The organism is Chitinivibrionales bacterium, from assembly GCA_035516255.1.
GTDB lineage: Bacteria > Fibrobacterota > Chitinivibrionia > Chitinivibrionales > FEN-1185 > FEN-1185.
Map to the genome: position 1 here is coordinate 269,319 of DATJAL010000052.1, position 16,785 is coordinate 286,103.

The window sequence follows — 16,785 nt, forward strand, 5'->3', positions numbered from 1 at the left end:
AACATTTTTCTTCCCGAAGGTAAGATATATTTCCCAAACAACCTTATTGGTTTCTATTGATAATTCTAACAAACTTGAGTATATTACACTTACGAGCGCCGTCGCTTGATGTGATCGGTCCTTTGTCTGCCTCCATTTCAAAGCGTTACCGCAACAATTTTCAGACTACGATGAACAATAAGGAAACCGTCCTGCGGTTTATAAAATTCTTGCACCGAACGGCTTTTTCGGGCGGGGATGCCGGGAAACGTGATGAACAACCCATGACTGCGTGACAAAACAGCGAGCATGAGAAGAGTTTCCGCACACCTCTCGTTCACCAAAAGAAAATGTCTTTCTGTTGGTTTGGATCACCGTTTTTTGAGAAAAAAAAAATCATCATCGTTTGCTATTATAGGGACCTTCAAAGCCGTGCTGGCAGCCTTTGCGTTATTCATGTTCACTGTTCACTCCCGGGCACAGGAAAACAATCCGCGACTGAACCAGAAGGTACAGGCATCCGTGCCGTCCGCACCTGCCGGCCGGGGTGAAAAAGAGAACTTCAAAAAGAGGACGCCTGAGGAGATTTTTGAAGCACTTAATGCGGTATTGCAGGCGATGAATAATGATATGGAGGAATTCAACTTTGACAAGATTCATCCCCATTTGAAGGTTATCTATTCGCTTTATAATGAATTGCGCCTTCTGTCTCTTGATAACATCGACAGTCTGGTCGCCCAAGCCGGGAAAACAGATTCGACAGCGGCAAAAAAGGGCTTGAGTTCAATCAATCTCAGTAGGGCGATTCGCGCGGACAGCTTTCCCCCGTCCAAGGACTCCTTGGTGAACATGGTAATTGACACCGGCACCTTGTTCAGATCTTCTCCGGCGCAGCTGTCGTCAATTGGCCCCCGGGTTGATTTGAAAAACTTCAATCCTTCAAAGAATAATAATGACAGCAACCCTTTAGGAAACGCGTCCTCTCTTTCACTTTCTTGGGACGACACCTCTTTCCAGAAGTATCTGCTCAAATTCGAGATCGTGCCCGACACTGCCGGTATAAAGAAGTGGAATGTGGTTTTTGAGAAAGTGGACAAATTGAAGAATAAGACCACCAAGATCCATCAGTATTTTGACCTTGGAGAATTTTCTGTAAGCGCACAGGATCTGGTGTGGCTGAGCGATGAAGTGAAGAAATCGGAAACGGAAATGCGGAGTTATTTCTACAACAAAGATCACGAGAAGAAAAAAGAGAAGAAGGATACGGTTCTTTTTAAATAGCATTTGCGGCGGATCATAACGGCCGCTTACCGGCATAGATCTGAGGAATGGCGGACACCCATGAAAAAAGCTGCGTTGTTTTGTCTTGTGTTTCTCTTCCTGCAGCACGAAGGATCTGCACACCAATCCATGAACGGACAAGGAGGCGCATTCGGCGGGTCGGGAGCCGGGCGGACCTTTTCCGGCGCATCCATCTATGATATGAACGATTCCGTAAAATTGGCGTTCGATCTGTACGCCAATTTGGGACATTCGCTCAGTCCGGACCTGCACGGCGGAGAACCGCTCGGGCCGGGAGGGGACATTTCCAACGTGTATAATTCCTTTCTGTACCTGGAGTCAACCAGTAAAAACCCGAGCCCCTTCAGGTCAGACGATCGCATTTCGCAGGGCGATTTCGGGTACGTTCCGCTGTGGCAAGGTAATTCCGTAAGCAGCCGTTTGAGATATCGTTTCCTGCCCGATGTCTGGGGGACAATGACCTTGGATTGCAATCTGGACAACCTTGCGGAAAATGCTCAAAGCGTGAGTAACTACATCCAGCTCAGCTCACTCGACATTAAGTGGGCGCCTCCCTTTTTAAAGGGTTTTTCAGGGGAAATAGGCCGGTTAAATATTACGGGGTCTTATTGCCCGATTTTTGATCTGATGCCGCTTGAAAATTTTAATTTTGACGGACTGCTTTTTAATTATGACTGCAATATCCAGCAGACCCATTTTTTTTCCTGGGAAGCGGCGGCCGGCCAGCAATTTCTCGGCAGGACTCTCTGGTTCAATGACACAACCGGCAACCAGCAGGTGTTGTTTGAAAAGCTGGACAATATCCGAAACCTCAATCATCTTTTTCTGCGGGCGCAATACGGGTATAAAAGAATCTTCGGTCTGAAATTAATTGGGGGTTACCAGGAATGTCCGGCGGATTCGACCCAGACCAGCATCGGCAATCCGAATATTCTCGACTACCCCGGAAATGCAATAATTACTAAAACATATTATCTGCCTAAAACAAGAGGCTGGCATATCGGAACGGAGCTTGTTTTAAACACAAAAGGTTTGGTCCAGAATGCAGTGCTTGCCTACGGCAGAGGAACCGTTTTTCTGGCCAGCGGATCGCCCGACTATGTAAACAAACCGAGTGACAAAGTCGGAGCGGTTGTCGACAGCTGGAAGTGGGATGAAATGATACCGAATTTTTCCATGGATGGCAGTTCGGTTCTGAACGGCATGTACTGGTTTAATTGGCGGTGGAAGAAGCTGATGGTTGATGGAGCGGTAGCGGGATCATGGCGGATTCCGGAAAAAAACAGCGTTACCTATGCGTTTGATCATACCTATTATTACTTGGATTCCGCATCCATCTACCGGGAGGGCGGCTTTATGGACACGGCCACCCTTACGGCGCAGGATTTCAAGGCGATAAAATACGCGCTGCGCATTTCCTATCCCGTCCTGAAAGGCGTCCGCATAGGTGCACGCTATGATGAATTTCACTTTTTCAATCCCGATGCCCATTCAAATATCCCGGACATCGAACCGGTTACGAACGACTACACGACATTGGAGCCGAATGGAAACAATTTCGAGTTTATCGACAATGATCCGGCAAAGTGGGAAGGGGAGGCGGTTAACACGCACATGATCACCCCCTTTGTTGCGCTTGAAGTGGCGAATGTACTCAGAATCCAGGCATCATATTCCTGCGCATTTTACGACAGTCCGATTCTTCGCCAGGGTGTTCTCGCACGATGGCAAGGAAATTTCAGTCTGGGCGCAACGCTGACGTACCGTTTCGCAAAGTTGCCGGAGTGAACATGCGGTGGGCTTCGATCGGAATTTAAACTTATCCCTGCGCAAGCATTGCCCTGATTACGATTGCCGCACCAATTAGAATAATCAGTATCGAGCTGAAAACAGGCAATTTTGGCAAGAATTTGCTTTTGTCGTATTTGTTGATGAGCGAAGAACCTTTTGCAAACAGAATTCCCAGAATGGTCAGCGTTGCCGCAAGGCCGAAGCTGAAGAAAACAATCAGCAATAAACCAAGGGCAACTTTCTTGACCGAAACGGCAAGAAAAAGAACAACCAGTGCCGTTGGACAGGGAACCATACCGCCGGAAATCCCCATTATTACATTCGTCATGAATCCTTTCTTCTGGATCGATTCCATTGTAACGTGCTGATGTCCATGCGCATGTTCATGTTCAAGGGAATGCTCGTGCGAATGTGAATGTCCGTGCCCATGCGAAAACTCATGTAATTCGTTTTCAGAGTGTGAATGGCGGTGCTCCTCAAGGTGATGATATGAATGCTCAAAATCGTTATGCTCATCATGTGAATGACCGTGCTCCTCATCATGGTCGTGTGAATGCGTGTGGTGATCGTGGAAACGGCCATGATGATCGTCTGCGTGGTTCAATTCCATGAGACGTTTTCTGGACATGAGCGCGCCGATGATGATGATAATCGAACCCGATGCGACATTGAGATAGAGATTCATCCGCGGCGGGACCACGGAATTAAATGCGATCAAAATAATTACTCCGAGGACGAGAACGCTGAGGGTATGACTGATTGCCGTGACGATTCCCAGCGTAACGGCATCGGCAACAGTACCTCTATTCCCGATGATATATGCCCCGATCAGCGCCTTCCCATGACCGGGGGAGAGCGCATGGAGCGCGCCGATTATAATTGCAAGGAAGAGGTAAATAATAAGGATGGAAGGATTTTCGCCCGGCTTGAATATTTTTTCGAGGCTGAAGGTGTTGAAGCCTGTTTTTACGAACAATGAAATTCTGCCCCAGAGGGTGCTTTCGTCCGAACCGGACAACAATTTGCCGGCTTGGTTGACGAATGCGCTCTTGTCAAAATCGAAGTAGGCCGTTTCCCCGCGTGAAATAACCTTGAACAATCTCCGGTCTTTTGTCCGGTCGGTGGCCAGCACGACCACCCATTTGACCGGCAGCACAACATGCTCGAGCAGATCGGGTTTGAATTCGACGGTGTGCGGAACGCCGGCAAAGTTCCATGACCGGGAAATTTCAATTGCGCGCATGAGAGTGTCAACCGCTGCGGCGCCGTTTGAGTTGTCTTCAAGCTTCCAGCTTTCGTCGACGACGTTCGTTACCGGACTACCGTCGATTTTGAGAGCAATATTATCAAAAACGTAGCTCTTGATTTTAGGCAGCAATTCGTTCCATTCTTTGGTGCTGAGAACTGCTGTGCTGTCTATTCCTTTGTCCACCTCGCCCAGTAGATCAACCTGAACCACCCGCAATTTCAAGGTTAATTGATTTCCATTTTGTATGATAAGCGCCTTGTTCCAGCTTGTATTGTGGGCAAGAACGGGATTTAGCGACAAGGCTACGAATAACAGGGAAATAAAAATCACTTTCCAGATTTTAGCCAACAGCGTGCTCATGAATCAATTCCTTTAAGGTGCGATTTTGCCATTTGTACCGGAGATGCAAAATATAGTACGGGCCGCATTTCCATGGCGGAGAACTCATTCCGGCGCGTTGAGGATACGCGTCGCCGCAGCGTCAATAAATGTAGAAGGGAAGCTCCTTCACAAGAGCTTCCCTTCATGGTGCATAAAAAACGGATAACCGGCAAAAAGCCTTACTTTACCACTGTCATCTGCTTCGCGGTGCGTCCCGACCCGTCCATGATACGCACGACATGGCAGCCCGCAGGAAGGGCATTCTGGGCTTCGGCAAGACTTTTAACCCATTTTGATGCCACAAGTTGTCCTGCAAGATTGTAAACATTCAAACGTGTCGGCTCATTAAAATTCCATTTTGCAATGTCCTCACCCCCCTTGGAATGCAGGAAGTTCTCTTGAGGGGCAACAGAGACAATCGGCAATTGTGAACCGCACCATTGCAAAGCATCCCAGATCGTGGAGTCCATCGTCGTTTCGGTAAAACATGCCGAGGTATGACCGCGGCTGCAATAAAAGGCTCTCCCTCCGTTAGGAAAAATCTGGCACCATGTAACAGGGTGATGCGGACCCATTACCGTAACTCCATACGATGCTTCGTCGACGTATTGAAGCATATGTAAAAAGGGGAGGTTGTACGGATTAGGAGTCAGATTATACCATTCCTCGCTCGTCCAGAAGGTATCAGGCACATTACCGAAAAAGATTTTGAATGTATCGTTCGTGGCCAGTTGAAGGTTGGTGTACATTTCCGCCCGCACAACACCGCCGTGATTCGTGAAATCTGCGCCAATCAGGGAATCGATATACCATGCCCATGTGGCATGAGTAGCCCCTGCGCCGTGCCAGCCGATCCAGCCACCACGATCGATTTCCAGGTAATCGTGCAATGCGAGCTGTTCATCGGCATTAAGGGTTGTTCCGGCATAGGAGGTCTGGTTAAAAATAACCACGTCGTATTGCTGCAGGTTGGCCCTGGTGATCGGCACTGGGGTTTTCACGATAGTGAGCTGAAAACCGAATTTTGCGGACAGATGTTTTAACATAGTATCCCCGTCTGCAACCGGATGCCCCACAGGGCCCATGTCTGAAAGATCAAGCACGCTTTTTAGCCCATTTTGCCTGGGGTATCCCAAAGAAACACCCACACAGAACACCATAACCAACAAGGCTGCAGCCACGCCCCAGAATTTTAACCTAAGCATTTTGGCCTCCTTTCAAGAGGATCACTTGACTTTTCGCTTCATTTTAGCTTATCAAGCCGAGTGTCATAATATTTTTTTTACCGCCGTAATCCTTAGTTCCACTATCAATTGCTCATGCCCATATATAGGGTTTTCCGTTGTCCTTGAAATCCGGCCGTGCCCAGGGTAGGGCGTGCGGCCCTGCAAGCGACTTGGCGCTGCGCTCGAGATCGTCGTAATTGTACGGATTATTGTCCGAGAGCACGCCCGTGCAGGGCGCGGGCGGGTACAGCTGGTTCATGGTCGCGCAGTTGGCGGTCACTTCGGCGGCGCCGTTTGCGAAACCAACGCCGTCATGGCCCACTATTAAGGTGGATACGAGCCAGTCACCGTTTGCGTCCTTGAGACTGAGCAGGCCGCCGAAGCAGGCCGCAATGGGATGAGCGGCGCCGACTACTCCGAGCAGTGTTTTAATGCACGAAACGCCCATTCCTTTTGCGCGAGCGGCAGGTGCAGCGGTGTTCTTCATATTGCCGTATCCTGTGATGTTCATTGCCAGCGTGCATACATCCGGATTCATGGTACTGTTTATCCACGTGACAAGATTGCCGCCGCCGGCTGTGTTGTCCATGCTTGAGAAGCCGATGAATCGCGCCAGACCGTTTTTCTTCGCCTCCTGCAGGTACGTCCATGCGCCGGTGGAGGCCGCGAAGGTGGTGATATCATCAGTGGAAGCGATATTGTGCATGAGCAGGATATCGACATAAGAAGTTTTCAACAGCGCAAGCTCGCTCGCCAGACTGGTTTTGGCTCCTGTATAGTCGCGCGCGTCAAGTTTGTCAACGATGATTACCTGGTCCCGCGACACCGGGCAGCTCGCTGCGGAAAAATAGTTTCCAAGGGTGGCCGCGGTTCCGTATTCAACGCACGTGTCGAAATAATTGACGCCGCCGGCAAGCGCGGCGTCAAGGGCGGCGTACCTGCCCGCAGGATCGGAGAGGGCCGCGAACTTTGTGCCGCCGCCGAATCCGAGAATGGAGACCTGTAATCCGGTGTTCCCTAACGGCCGCCTCGTCATAAGGCAATCACCGGAGACGGCTGGCTTGGAAACCGGTGCATTGGGATTTTCTGTCTGGATGTTTGACGGCAAGGGCATCTTGCTGCCGCCTGAACACGAGGCAATAATCGGCGCGGAAGACAAGGCCGCTGCATCGGCGAGGAACTTGCGCCGGCTGATCTGTTTTTTGTCCTGATCCATACGGGCTCCTTCTTTATAAGGTTATATTTATCAATAAGTTATAGCTGCTTTAAAAAATATTAAATCTGCAGCTTTTTACCAGTTTTAAATATATAAATAAATGGATGCTTTGCCAAAAGTATTTTCTTACCTACAGTAAGATATATCTTGGTTTATAATAACATTTTAGAGATTTATATTATTAAACCGTATCCCTTTTAAATCAATTATGTTCTTAAAAGTAAATATACTCCTATTTAAAAATAAAAGCTCATGGAAAATTGTTTAATTTATTAAATTATTTGTAATCCGTATTCCGATTGACACGTATTTTGGTCTAATTGTACCATGGTAATGGCATTTTTACCACAAATTTTTATTTCCGGAGCGGCGCATGAACGGATCGCATGACCGGTTTCATTATAAAACTATCGATGGTCTTAAAAAGGATCTTGCGGACCTTCACTTGCAGCTGCCGTTTGAGGAGAGTAACATCAGGATTCTCGGCGATCCGGTCAATAAGGGCCGCCTCTCGGTCCCCAACCGTTTTGTCGCGCAGCCAATGGAAGGATTTGATGCCACGATCGACGGCGCGCCCCAGGAGCTGACGTTCCGGCGTTATCTCCGGTATGCCCGCGGCGGTGTGGGGCTCATCTGGTTCGAGGCGTCGGCCGTGGTGCCTGAAGGCCGCTCAAACCCCGGGCAGATTTACTTGCATAAGAAGAACGTCGGCGTGTTTAAAAACCTGGTCGGCAGGGTCAAACAGGCCGCGAGGCGCGAGATGGGAAGGGACGTGGTCATGGTGATCCAGCTCACCCATTCCGGCCGCTACAGCAAGCCCGCGGGCGTGCCGGCGCCCATCATCGCCCAGCACAGCGCCGTGCTCGACTCACGCCACAACCTCGGGCCCGACTATCCGGTCGTCAACGACGAGTACCTTGACAAACTGCAAGACCGTTACGTTGAGGCGGCAAGGCTCGCCGCGTCCGCCGGATTCGACGGCATCGACATCAAAAGCTGCCATGGATACCTTCTTGCCGAGATCCTCGGCTCGCATACCCGGGAGGGAAAATACGGCGGTCCGTTCGAGAACCGGACGCGGATGCTTTGCGAGACGCTCACCAGAATATCCTCAGAGGTGCCGGAGGTCTTTCTCGCCACCAGGATGAACGCGTTTGACGCGTACCGGTATCCGTACGGCTGGGGTGTTGACAAAGAGGATCCTCTCAGGCCGGATCTCGCCGAACCGCTCCGGCTGGCGGGACTGCTGGAAAAAATCGGGCTTTCGGTCCTCAATATATCCATCGGCAACCCCTATTTCAACCCGCACGTGGGCAGGCCCTACGATTTTCCGGTCAAAGGGGTCAGCGTTCCCGACGAGCACCCGCTGCTCGGGCTTGTCCGTTTTGTCAATGTGTTTTCGGCGATTCAAAAGGCGTACCCGAAACTGCCGGTGGTGGGCTCCGGGCTCGGCTGGCTGCGCCAGTTCATGCCGCCGGTTGCCGCCGGCATCGTACGGCAGGGCATGGCGACGCTCATCGGACAGGGAAGGGGCATGTTCGCCTATCCTGACTCGGTGAATGACATCATAAAAAAAGGCGCCATGGACCCCGCCAAATGCTGCGTCACCTGCTCGGCTTGCACGCAGATCATGCGCGACGGCGGCCAGACCGGCTGCGTGGTCCACGACAGTGAGATATACGGGCCCAAATACCGCGCCGCGCGACGCTTCTCCCTCGACCGGCTCCATGCCGAGGCGCAGCGCTGCCGAAATTGCACCGAGGCGACCTGCAGCGCGGCCTGTCCAGCGCACGTGGACGTTCCGGGGTTCATCAGGGCATTTTCCGAGAACAATATCAAGGAAGCATACCGGATGCTCCGGAAGTCCAACGTGCTTCCTGAGATGTGCGCGTACGTATGTCCGGTGGAGGAGCAGTGCCAGGGCGGATGCCTCGAAAAGATCTTCTGCCTCAACCCGATCGCGGTGGCCGACATCCAGCTGGTGACGGCGCGCATCGCACGGCTGCAGGGAATAACCGGCGTGGCAATGCCCGACAAAATTTCCGCAAAGTCAATTGCCGTGGTGGGCGGCGGGCCGGCCGGGCTCGGCTGCGCCATCCGGCTGCTCGAAATGGGACATTCCGTGACGATTTACGAAAAGAACAAACAGCTCGGAGGAACTCCCACGGCCATAATTCCAGACTACCGTTACGGAGACGAAACAGCCGAGACCGACGCGATCCTCAAACCCGCCATTGTGAACAAACGCTGCACCGTGGTTTACAACCGCGCCTTGGGATCGGGCTTGTCGCTCGGCGACCTGCGCAAAAAGCATGATGCGGTGCTGCTTGCCGTGGGGCTCGATTCCGGCGCGGGCAAGGAGCGGGGCGTCACGGACGCGCTTACGTTCCTGGCCCTCGCCAAGCAGGGAAAATTAAAAAAACTTCCGGACAGGGTGGCCGTCATCGGCGGCGGCAACACCGCGATCGACGCGGCCATGACCGCCAAGAAGCAGGGCGCGCAGGACGTGTACCTCGTGTACCGCCGCTCGTTCAACCAGATGCCCGCCTGGAAAAGCGAGCGCGACGGCCTTCTCGACGCTGGCGTGCATCTAATGATCCTGACCCAGCCTTCCGGCTATATTTTTAAGAAGAAAAAACTTGCGGGCATGAAAATTGTCCGCACCCGTCTCGGCGAACCCGACGCGTCGGGCAGGCGCAGGCCCGAGATCGTTCCGAAAAGCGGAAGCGTTCTCGACGTTGGCATGGTGATAGAAGCCACGGGCCAGAAAATTTCCAAAAAGGTGCTTGCCGCGCTCGGGCCGGTCGCGGTGGCCCAAAACGGATTGGTCGCCGCGGATGCTTTGACATTTGCGACAAGCGAAAAGGGCGTTTTCGCCGCGGGCGACTGCGTAAGCGGCGGGGAAACCGCGGTGCGCGGCGTGGCCGAAGGGATGAAGGCGGCGGAGTCGATACATGCGTTTTTAAAAAGCTGATGCGTTGGAGAGTTGGTGCGTTGACGGTAATTTTTACCCCATCAACGAATGATAACCGAAAGGATCCGGGATGAAAAAATCTGCGATGGTCACCGGCGCCGCGCGCGGCATAGGATACGCGATCGCGCAGCAGCTTGCGAAAGAGGAATACGATATCGCGATTTTCGACGTGCTCAACGAGGCCGACGTCGCCAAAAACATGGGCGGCCTCAAGGCGTCGGGCGCGAACGTCCTGTATTTCAAGGGCGACGTGAGCAATCCCGTGGACCGCAAGAACGCCCTTGACGCGGTGAAGAAGACCTTTGGCGGGCTCCACGTGCTTGTCAACAACGCGGGCGTCGCGCCGAAGGTGCGCGCCGACGTGCTTGACGCGACCGAGGAAAGCTTCGAGCGTGTCTTGAGGATCAACCTCCAGGGGCCGTATTTTCTCACCCAGCTTGTGGCCAGGTGGATGATCGAGCAGAAAAAGGTCGATTCCTCATGGACCGGATGTGTTATCAATATCTCGTCGACTTCGGCCGAGACCGCCTCCATCAGCAGGGGTGAATACTGCATCTCCAAGGCCGGCGTGAGCATGGCCACCAAACTCTGGGCGGTGCGGCTCGCCGAAGAGAACATCCCGGTCTATGAAATCCGGCCCGGCATCATCCAGACCGACATGACCGCGGTTGTCAAGGAACGATACGACAAGCTTATTGCTGAAGGAATTCTCCTCCAGAAGCGCTGGGGTCTTCCGGAAGACATCGCAAAATGCGCGGCGATGATGGCAAGGGGCGATGTGGGGTATTCGACGGGCCAGGTGGTGAATGTGGATGGCGGGTTTACGGTTTCGCGATTATAAAATAGAAAATAATCTGTCGGGGGAAGTAGCCCCCTGGGGTGCAGCTTCCGCCGCCTCCTTGATAAAAAGCGAAATTGTTAAGGCGGCGGTACCGTGGAGACAAGGAAAAGTGAAAATGAGTACAAAAAAAATTCTTATCACGCATAACGGAAAAAAGATTTCCATCCCTTGTCATCGAATCCACACTCTTGTCATCGGATCAGGCGCCGCGGGACTCAACGCAGCGGTCCAGCTCCATGCAAACGGCATCACCGACCTGTGCATCGTGACCGAGGGGCTTTCGATGGGCACGTCGATCAACACGGGCAGCGACAAGCAGACCTATTACAAGCTCGGCATGTACGGCGGGCAGGACGATTCGCCCATGGCGCTGGCCGAATCGTTTTTCGGAAGCGGCGGCATGCACGGCGACCTCGCGCTCGTGGAGGCGGCGCTGTCGGCGCGGGCGTTTCTCAACCTGGTGAACCTCGGGGTGAAATTCCCTTCCGACAAGTACGGCCAGGTCGTGGGCTACAAGACCGACCATGACCCGCGCCAGCGCGCCACGTCCGTCGGGCCCTACACCTCGCGCGAGATGTGCCGCGCGCTCATTCGGGAAGCAAAACGCCGCGGCATTGACACCCGCGAAAAACGCGTGGCGGTTTCTTTGCTGACAGTAGGCGAGGGGGCAAGCAGGCGTGCCGCGGGCGCCGTTGTCATGAACCTGTGCGCGAAAACCGCGCAGAGCGCCTTCGAAATGTATCTCGCGGATAATGTCGTTTTCGCCGCGGGAGGTCCCGGCGGACTTTATAAAACGAGCGTTTATCCAACGGTTCACACCGGCGGCATCGGGCTGGCGCTCCTGGCGGACGCAAAGGCACAGGGCCTTCCGGAATCGCAGTACGGCATGGCGTCGATCAAGTTCCGGTGGAACGTGTCGGGCACCTACATGCAGGTGATTCCCCGGTTCATCAGCACGGCGGCCGACGGCGCAAGCGATGAAAGAGAGTTCATGCGGCCGTTCTTTGCCAATGCCGGCGAAATGAGCAGCATGGTGTTTCTCAAAGGGTACCAATGGCCGTTTGATCCGCGCAAGGTTGCGGGCGGGTCGTCCATCGTGGATATTCTCGTCTATATCGAAACGGTAATCAAGGGAAGGCGCGTGTTTCTTGACTACAGGAGAAATCCCGATGAATTTGATTTCAACGCGTTGTCAAAAGAAACGCACGATTACCTTGAAAAATCAGGCGCGCTCTTGGGAACACCCGTCGAACGGTTGAAGAAAATGAATCAACCCGCTATTGATTTGTACAAAGATCACGGCATCGACATCACCAAGGAACCGCTTGAGATCGCCGTGTGTTCGCAGCACAACAACGGCGGGCTTGCCGGAAATTTGTGGTGGGAATCGCTCAATGTAAAGCACCTGTTCCCGGTAGGCGAAGTGAACGGCTCGCACGGCATTTACCGGCCGGGCGGATCCGCACTCAATTCCGGCCAGGTGGCGGGCTTCCGCGCCGCTGAATATATTTCGCACCGGTATGACAAGAAGGAACTCAGCGAAAGCGCTGCCGCGGCTGAAGCGAAAAAAGTCATTGCTCGACTTCTCGACTGGATTGAAAAAGGCAAGACTTCGAAAATAAAATGGCAGGAATCCCGCGCGGAATTCCAGGCGCGCATGACAAAGGCGGGCGCGCATATCCGCAGCGCGGGCGGGCTGGCGAAGGCGCTCCCCGAGGCGAGGCGGCAATTTCAGGAGCTTTCCAAAAAGGGAAGCTCGTGCAGAACGCTCAAGGACGCGGTTGAATCCCTGCGCAACCTGCAGCTGTGCTTTGCGCATGTGGCGTATCTCGACGCGGTGAAGTTCGCGGTGGACGGCGGCGTGGGCAGCAGGGGGTCGGCAATTGTGCTTGACAAAAACGGTATTCCCGCGCACAAGGACCTGGGCCCCGAATGGAACTTTGCCCGGCAGGACGAGACTTTTCAGGACAAGGTGATGGAAACCGATGTTGTTTCCGTCGACGACGCGACCTTCTCGCACCGGTGGGTGCCGCGCAGGCCCTTGCCGCAAGCCGACGCCTGGTTTGAAACGGCGTGGCAGGCGTACCGTAATGGCGATATTTACAAATAAAACTAAAATCTCACCGCAAAGGCGCAAGGAACGCAGAGTGAAACAGAGTAAAAAATAAAGGATAAAAATGTTACATATCTTTGCGTCCTTCGCGTCTTTGCGGTGAATCTTTTTCTACAAGCAAGGAGCAGCGATGGACAAAGCCGAACTCTTCAAAAAATTCGAGCAGATGAAGGTCATCCCGGTCGTAAAAATAGACGACGCCGGCGACGCCGCACCCCTCGCGGACGCGTTTGTCAGGGGCGGCCTGCCCTGCGCCGAAATAACGTTCCGCACCGCTGCCGCCGCCGACGCCATAAGGAAAATGGCCTCGCGCAGGGACATGCTCGTGGGCGCGGGCACGGTGCTTTCGGTGGACACGGTAAAGAAGGCGCTCGACTGCGGCGCGGTGTTCGTCGTGGCGCCGGGGTTCAACCCCAAGGTTGTGGAATATTGCGTGAAGAACAACATACCGGTCACGCCCGGCGTTGCCACGCCCACCGAAATCGAGATGGGGCTCGACCTGGGCGTTGATGTTCTCAAATTCTTCCCGGCTGAGGCGATGGGCGGGCTCAAGACGCTCACCGCCATCAGCGCGCCGTACGGAAAGGTGCGGTTCGTGCCCACCGGCGGCATCGACGAAAAAAATCTTGCGGCGTATCTTGGCTTTGCCAAGACCCTGTGCTGCGGGGGAACATGGATCGCAAAGGCTGACTTGATAAATGAAAAAAAGTTTGATCAGATAGCGGAAATAACGAAGCGGGCAGTGGAGATAGCGAAAGCTGCTGTAATAAAGAAATGACGGTGTCATTCCCGCGAAAGCGGGAATCCATGTCTCTGTTGTTGACCGGACTCCCGCTTCTGCGGGAGTGACAATAATTTTGGATCAGATTATAACGCAACTCGTTTATTCGTCAACTCGTCTACCCGTCAACATTTATAAAGGAGAATATGCAATGCCCCTCACCATCAAACCAAAATCACAATGCAAATGGGACCAAGTTTCCCTCGGTGAAATCATGCTGCGCCTGGATCCCGGCGAAGGCCGCATAAAGTGCGCGCGCGAATTCAAGGTGTGGGAGGGCGGCGGCGAATACAACGTGGCGCGCGGGCTCAAGCGCTGCTTCGGCATGAACACCTCGGTGGTCACCGCGATCGCGGAGAACGACGTGGGATACCTTCTGCTCGACCTGATTTACCAGGGCGGCGTTGACACATCGCACATCAAATGGGCGCCATTCGACGGCATCGGCCGCAATGTGCGCGTGGGGCTCAACTTTACCGAGCGCGGCTTCGGCGTGCGCGCGGCGCTCGGCGTGTCGGACCGCGGCAATACCGCCGCGTCCCAACTTAAAACGGGCGACATCGATTGGAACAAAATTTTCAAGGAAGAGGGCGCGCGATGGTTCCACTGCGGCGGCATCTTCGCCGCGCTTTCGTCCACAACGGCCGGCGTGGTGATCGAGGCGATGAAAGCGGCAAGGGCCGGCGGCACCGTGATCAGCTACGACCTTAACTTCAGGGAATCGCTGTGGAAATCCATCGGCGGCAAGGCGAAGTCGCGGGAGGTGAACGCCGAGATCGCGAAATACGTTGACGTGATGATCGGCAACGAGGAGGACTTCACGGCCGCGCTCGGGTTCGAGGTGGAGGGCGTTGATGAAAACCTTTCGGGACTCGACCCGGCGAGCTTCAAGAAAATGATTGAAAAGGTCGTGAAGGAATACCCGAACTTCAAGGCGGTCGCCACTACGCTGCGCGACGCGAAGACCGCGTCGGTCAACGACTGGGCCGCCGTGCTCTGGTGCGACGGAAAATTCTTTGAGTCGAGAAAATACCCCGACCTTGCCATCTGCGACCGCATTGGCGGCGGCGACAGTTTTGCCTCGGGATGCATCTACGGGTTCCTTGCCGGCAAAGACCCGCAGTACTGCGTTGACTGCGGCGCGGCGCACGGCGCGCACGCCATGACCACGCCCGGAGATACCTCCACGGCGACGCTGAAGGAAGTGGAGAAGATAATGAGGGGCGGGAGCGCGAGGGTGCAGAGGTAAGTGGGCAGAATTTAGGTAAAAAATATCTTTAATGATTTGATATTAATGTGAAATCTCTTACTATGCGGAAGAAAATTTCCCTATTAGATATCTGAAAAATCTCTTATTTTTATATAAATATAGTATGTCCCTCAAACCCTTCCTCATCCTCGGCATCGGAAACCTGCTGCGCACCGACGACGGCGTGGGCGTCCATGTCGTCAACCTGCTCAACGATTCCGGAAAGCTTCCCGACTTCGCCGAGGCCGTCGACGCGGAAACCAGCGGGCTCGACCTTCCCTCACTCCTTCAGGGACGCGAGCGGGTGATCGTGGTGGATGCGCTCGAAGCTGAGGAAGAGGAGCCGGGGAGCATATTCAGGTTTGATGCGCGCCGCCTCTCTTCATCCGCGCCCCATGCCGTTTCACTGCATGAAACGGGAATCGTCGAGGCGCTCCGGGCGCTCGAAGTGCTCGGCGAGAAGCCGGAAACGGAAATCATCGGCATTGTGCCCCATGATGCGGAATCCATGGGAATCGAACCCACGGAACCCGTGCTCGCCGCGATTCCAAAGGTACTTCGGCTGGTTTTTCAGGCCGTCTCCGATTACCAGAAATCCGACTCCGGAATCGCGATAGGCGAGGACGCGCCCCTGCAATGAACAGGCGGGAATTCATCCGCATTATGGGCGGTGCCAGCGCGCTCCTTGCTTTTCCCGAGGTCATTCTCGCCGGCACCAAGCTCACGCTGGGAAAGGCCTCATCGCGCACCCCGGTAATATGGCTCCAGGGACAGTCGTGCTCCGGCGACTCGGTGTCGCTGCTCAACGCGGGCGACCCGGACATCGCCACGCTCGTCACCAACCGCATCAGCCTGCATTTCCACCAGACCCTTTCCACCGCCACGGGCGACACCGCCATAAACATCCTGCTTAAAACGCTTGACGAAGGAAAAAAAGACTACGTGCTCGTGGTGGAGGGCTCCATCCCGCAGAAATCGGCAACGTACTGCACCATCGGCGAGGTGAACGGCGCGCCGCGCGGCGTGAGGGAATGGGTGGCGCTGCTGGCGAAAAATGCGAAGGCCGTGGTCGCCGTGGGAACCTGCGCCGCCTACGGCTGCATTCCGGGCGCGGCGCTGCGGTCGGGCGGGGAGAATCCCACGGGCGCGACATCGGTGTGGGGCGTTTTGCCCATTGCAAAGCGGATCAACATCCCGGGCTGCCCGGCGCACCCGGACTGGATCATCGGCAGCCTGGTCTATTTGATAATGGGGAAGCGGCTCAAGCTTGACGTGTACGGAAGGCCGCTAGCGTATTTCGGCAGGACGGTGCATGACAAATGCGAGCACCTTGCCGAGTATAAGAAAAACAAGTTCGCGCGTTCGTGGGGCGATGAGGGCTGCCTGTTCCAGCTCGGCTGCCTGGGCATCGACACCAACTGCGACATCCCCACGCGCAAATGGCTCGGCGTCAACTCGTGCACGGGCTGCGGCGCTGGATGCATCGGCTGCACCGAACCGGTGTTTCCGGATTACGGGGCCAGGGGACTGTTCCCGATGAAGAAGGCATAAAATTCACCTCAGAGCCACTGAGAACTCAGAGAAAAAAACTGAGTGAATAGTGAAGAGTGCAGAGTGAAGAGAAATGAGAAGAATGTTCTTGTTGACCGCTGACTGGTGACTGCTAACCGCTTAAAAAGGTAC

General features: G+C 54.1%; 12 protein-coding genes. 9 read left to right on the forward strand and 3 right to left on the reverse strand.

From position 1 onward, the window contains the following. The first annotated feature begins 288 nt into the window (after nucleotides 1-288). Complete coding sequence (locus tag VLX68_16485; GenBank protein HUI93842.1) at nucleotides 289-1,260, forward strand: hypothetical protein; 972 nt, start codon at nucleotides 289-291, stop codon at nucleotides 1,258-1,260. A 441-nt stretch (nucleotides 1,261-1,701) separates the two neighbouring features. After that, the gene (locus VLX68_16490; protein HUI93843.1) at nucleotides 1,702-3,069 is read left to right on the forward strand and encodes a hypothetical protein; all 1,368 of its coding nucleotides are present in this window, start codon (nucleotides 1,702-1,704) and stop codon (nucleotides 3,067-3,069) included. A 31-nt stretch (nucleotides 3,070-3,100) separates the two neighbouring features. Here VLX68_16490 and VLX68_16495 read toward each other — a convergent pair whose 3' ends face one another. The 3 genes from VLX68_16495 to VLX68_16505 all read right to left on the reverse strand — a co-directional run bounded on the left by VLX68_16495 (nucleotide 3,101) and on the right by VLX68_16505 (nucleotide 7,144). After that, nucleotides 3,101-4,681: a sulfite exporter TauE/SafE family protein gene (locus tag VLX68_16495; protein ID HUI93844.1), complete on the reverse strand. Its 1,581-nt coding sequence runs from the start codon at nucleotides 4,679-4,681 to the stop codon at nucleotides 3,101-3,103. Nucleotides 4,682-4,881: 200 nt separating this feature from the next. Continuing rightward, nucleotides 4,882-5,907 carry a ThuA domain-containing protein gene (locus VLX68_16500; protein HUI93845.1) on the reverse strand — a complete coding sequence of 342 codons (1,026 nt, stop codon included), beginning with the start codon at nucleotides 5,905-5,907 and terminating at the stop codon, nucleotides 4,882-4,884. A gap of 112 nt (nucleotides 5,908-6,019) precedes the next feature. Then, entirely contained in the window at nucleotides 6,020-7,144 is a 1,125-nt protein-coding gene (locus tag VLX68_16505) for an aldo/keto reductase (protein HUI93846.1), read from the reverse strand. A 373-nt stretch (nucleotides 7,145-7,517) separates the two neighbouring features. Here VLX68_16505 and VLX68_16510 point away from each other — a divergent pair, with 373 nt between their 5' ends. The 7 genes from VLX68_16510 to VLX68_16540 all read left to right on the forward strand — a co-directional run bounded on the left by VLX68_16510 (nucleotide 7,518) and on the right by VLX68_16540 (nucleotide 16,653). Next, complete coding sequence (locus tag VLX68_16510) at nucleotides 7,518-10,118, forward strand: FAD-dependent oxidoreductase (protein ID HUI93847.1); 2,601 nt, start codon at nucleotides 7,518-7,520, stop codon at nucleotides 10,116-10,118. Nucleotides 10,119-10,188: 70 nt separating this feature from the next. Continuing rightward, nucleotides 10,189-10,959, forward strand: a complete 771-nt coding sequence (locus VLX68_16515) for a 3-ketoacyl-ACP reductase (protein HUI93848.1) — start codon at nucleotides 10,189-10,191, stop codon at nucleotides 10,957-10,959. A gap of 115 nt (nucleotides 10,960-11,074) precedes the next feature. Beyond that, entirely contained in the window at nucleotides 11,075-13,069 is a 1,995-nt protein-coding gene (locus tag VLX68_16520) for an FAD-binding protein (protein HUI93849.1), read from the forward strand. Nucleotides 13,070-13,202: 133 nt separating this feature from the next. Further along, nucleotides 13,203-13,850, forward strand: coding sequence for a bifunctional 4-hydroxy-2-oxoglutarate aldolase/2-dehydro-3-deoxy-phosphogluconate aldolase (eda, locus tag VLX68_16525; GenBank protein HUI93850.1), 648 nt, complete (start codon nucleotides 13,203-13,205; stop codon nucleotides 13,848-13,850). Between the two features lie 154 nt (nucleotides 13,851-14,004). Next, on the forward strand, nucleotides 14,005-15,102 hold the full coding sequence (locus tag VLX68_16530; GenBank protein ID HUI93851.1) for a sugar kinase: 1,098 nt from the start codon (nucleotides 14,005-14,007) through the stop codon (nucleotides 15,100-15,102). A gap of 124 nt (nucleotides 15,103-15,226) precedes the next feature. Continuing rightward, on the forward strand, nucleotides 15,227-15,742 hold the full coding sequence (locus tag VLX68_16535) for a hydrogenase maturation protease (protein HUI93852.1): 516 nt from the start codon (nucleotides 15,227-15,229) through the stop codon (nucleotides 15,740-15,742). Next, nucleotides 15,739-16,653 (forward strand): hydrogenase small subunit, encoded by a 915-nt coding sequence (locus VLX68_16540; protein ID HUI93853.1) that lies wholly within the window; start codon nucleotides 15,739-15,741, stop codon nucleotides 16,651-16,653. The genes VLX68_16535 and VLX68_16540 overlap by 4 nt, the downstream gene beginning before the upstream one ends. Nucleotides 16,654-16,785 lie beyond the last annotated feature (132 nt).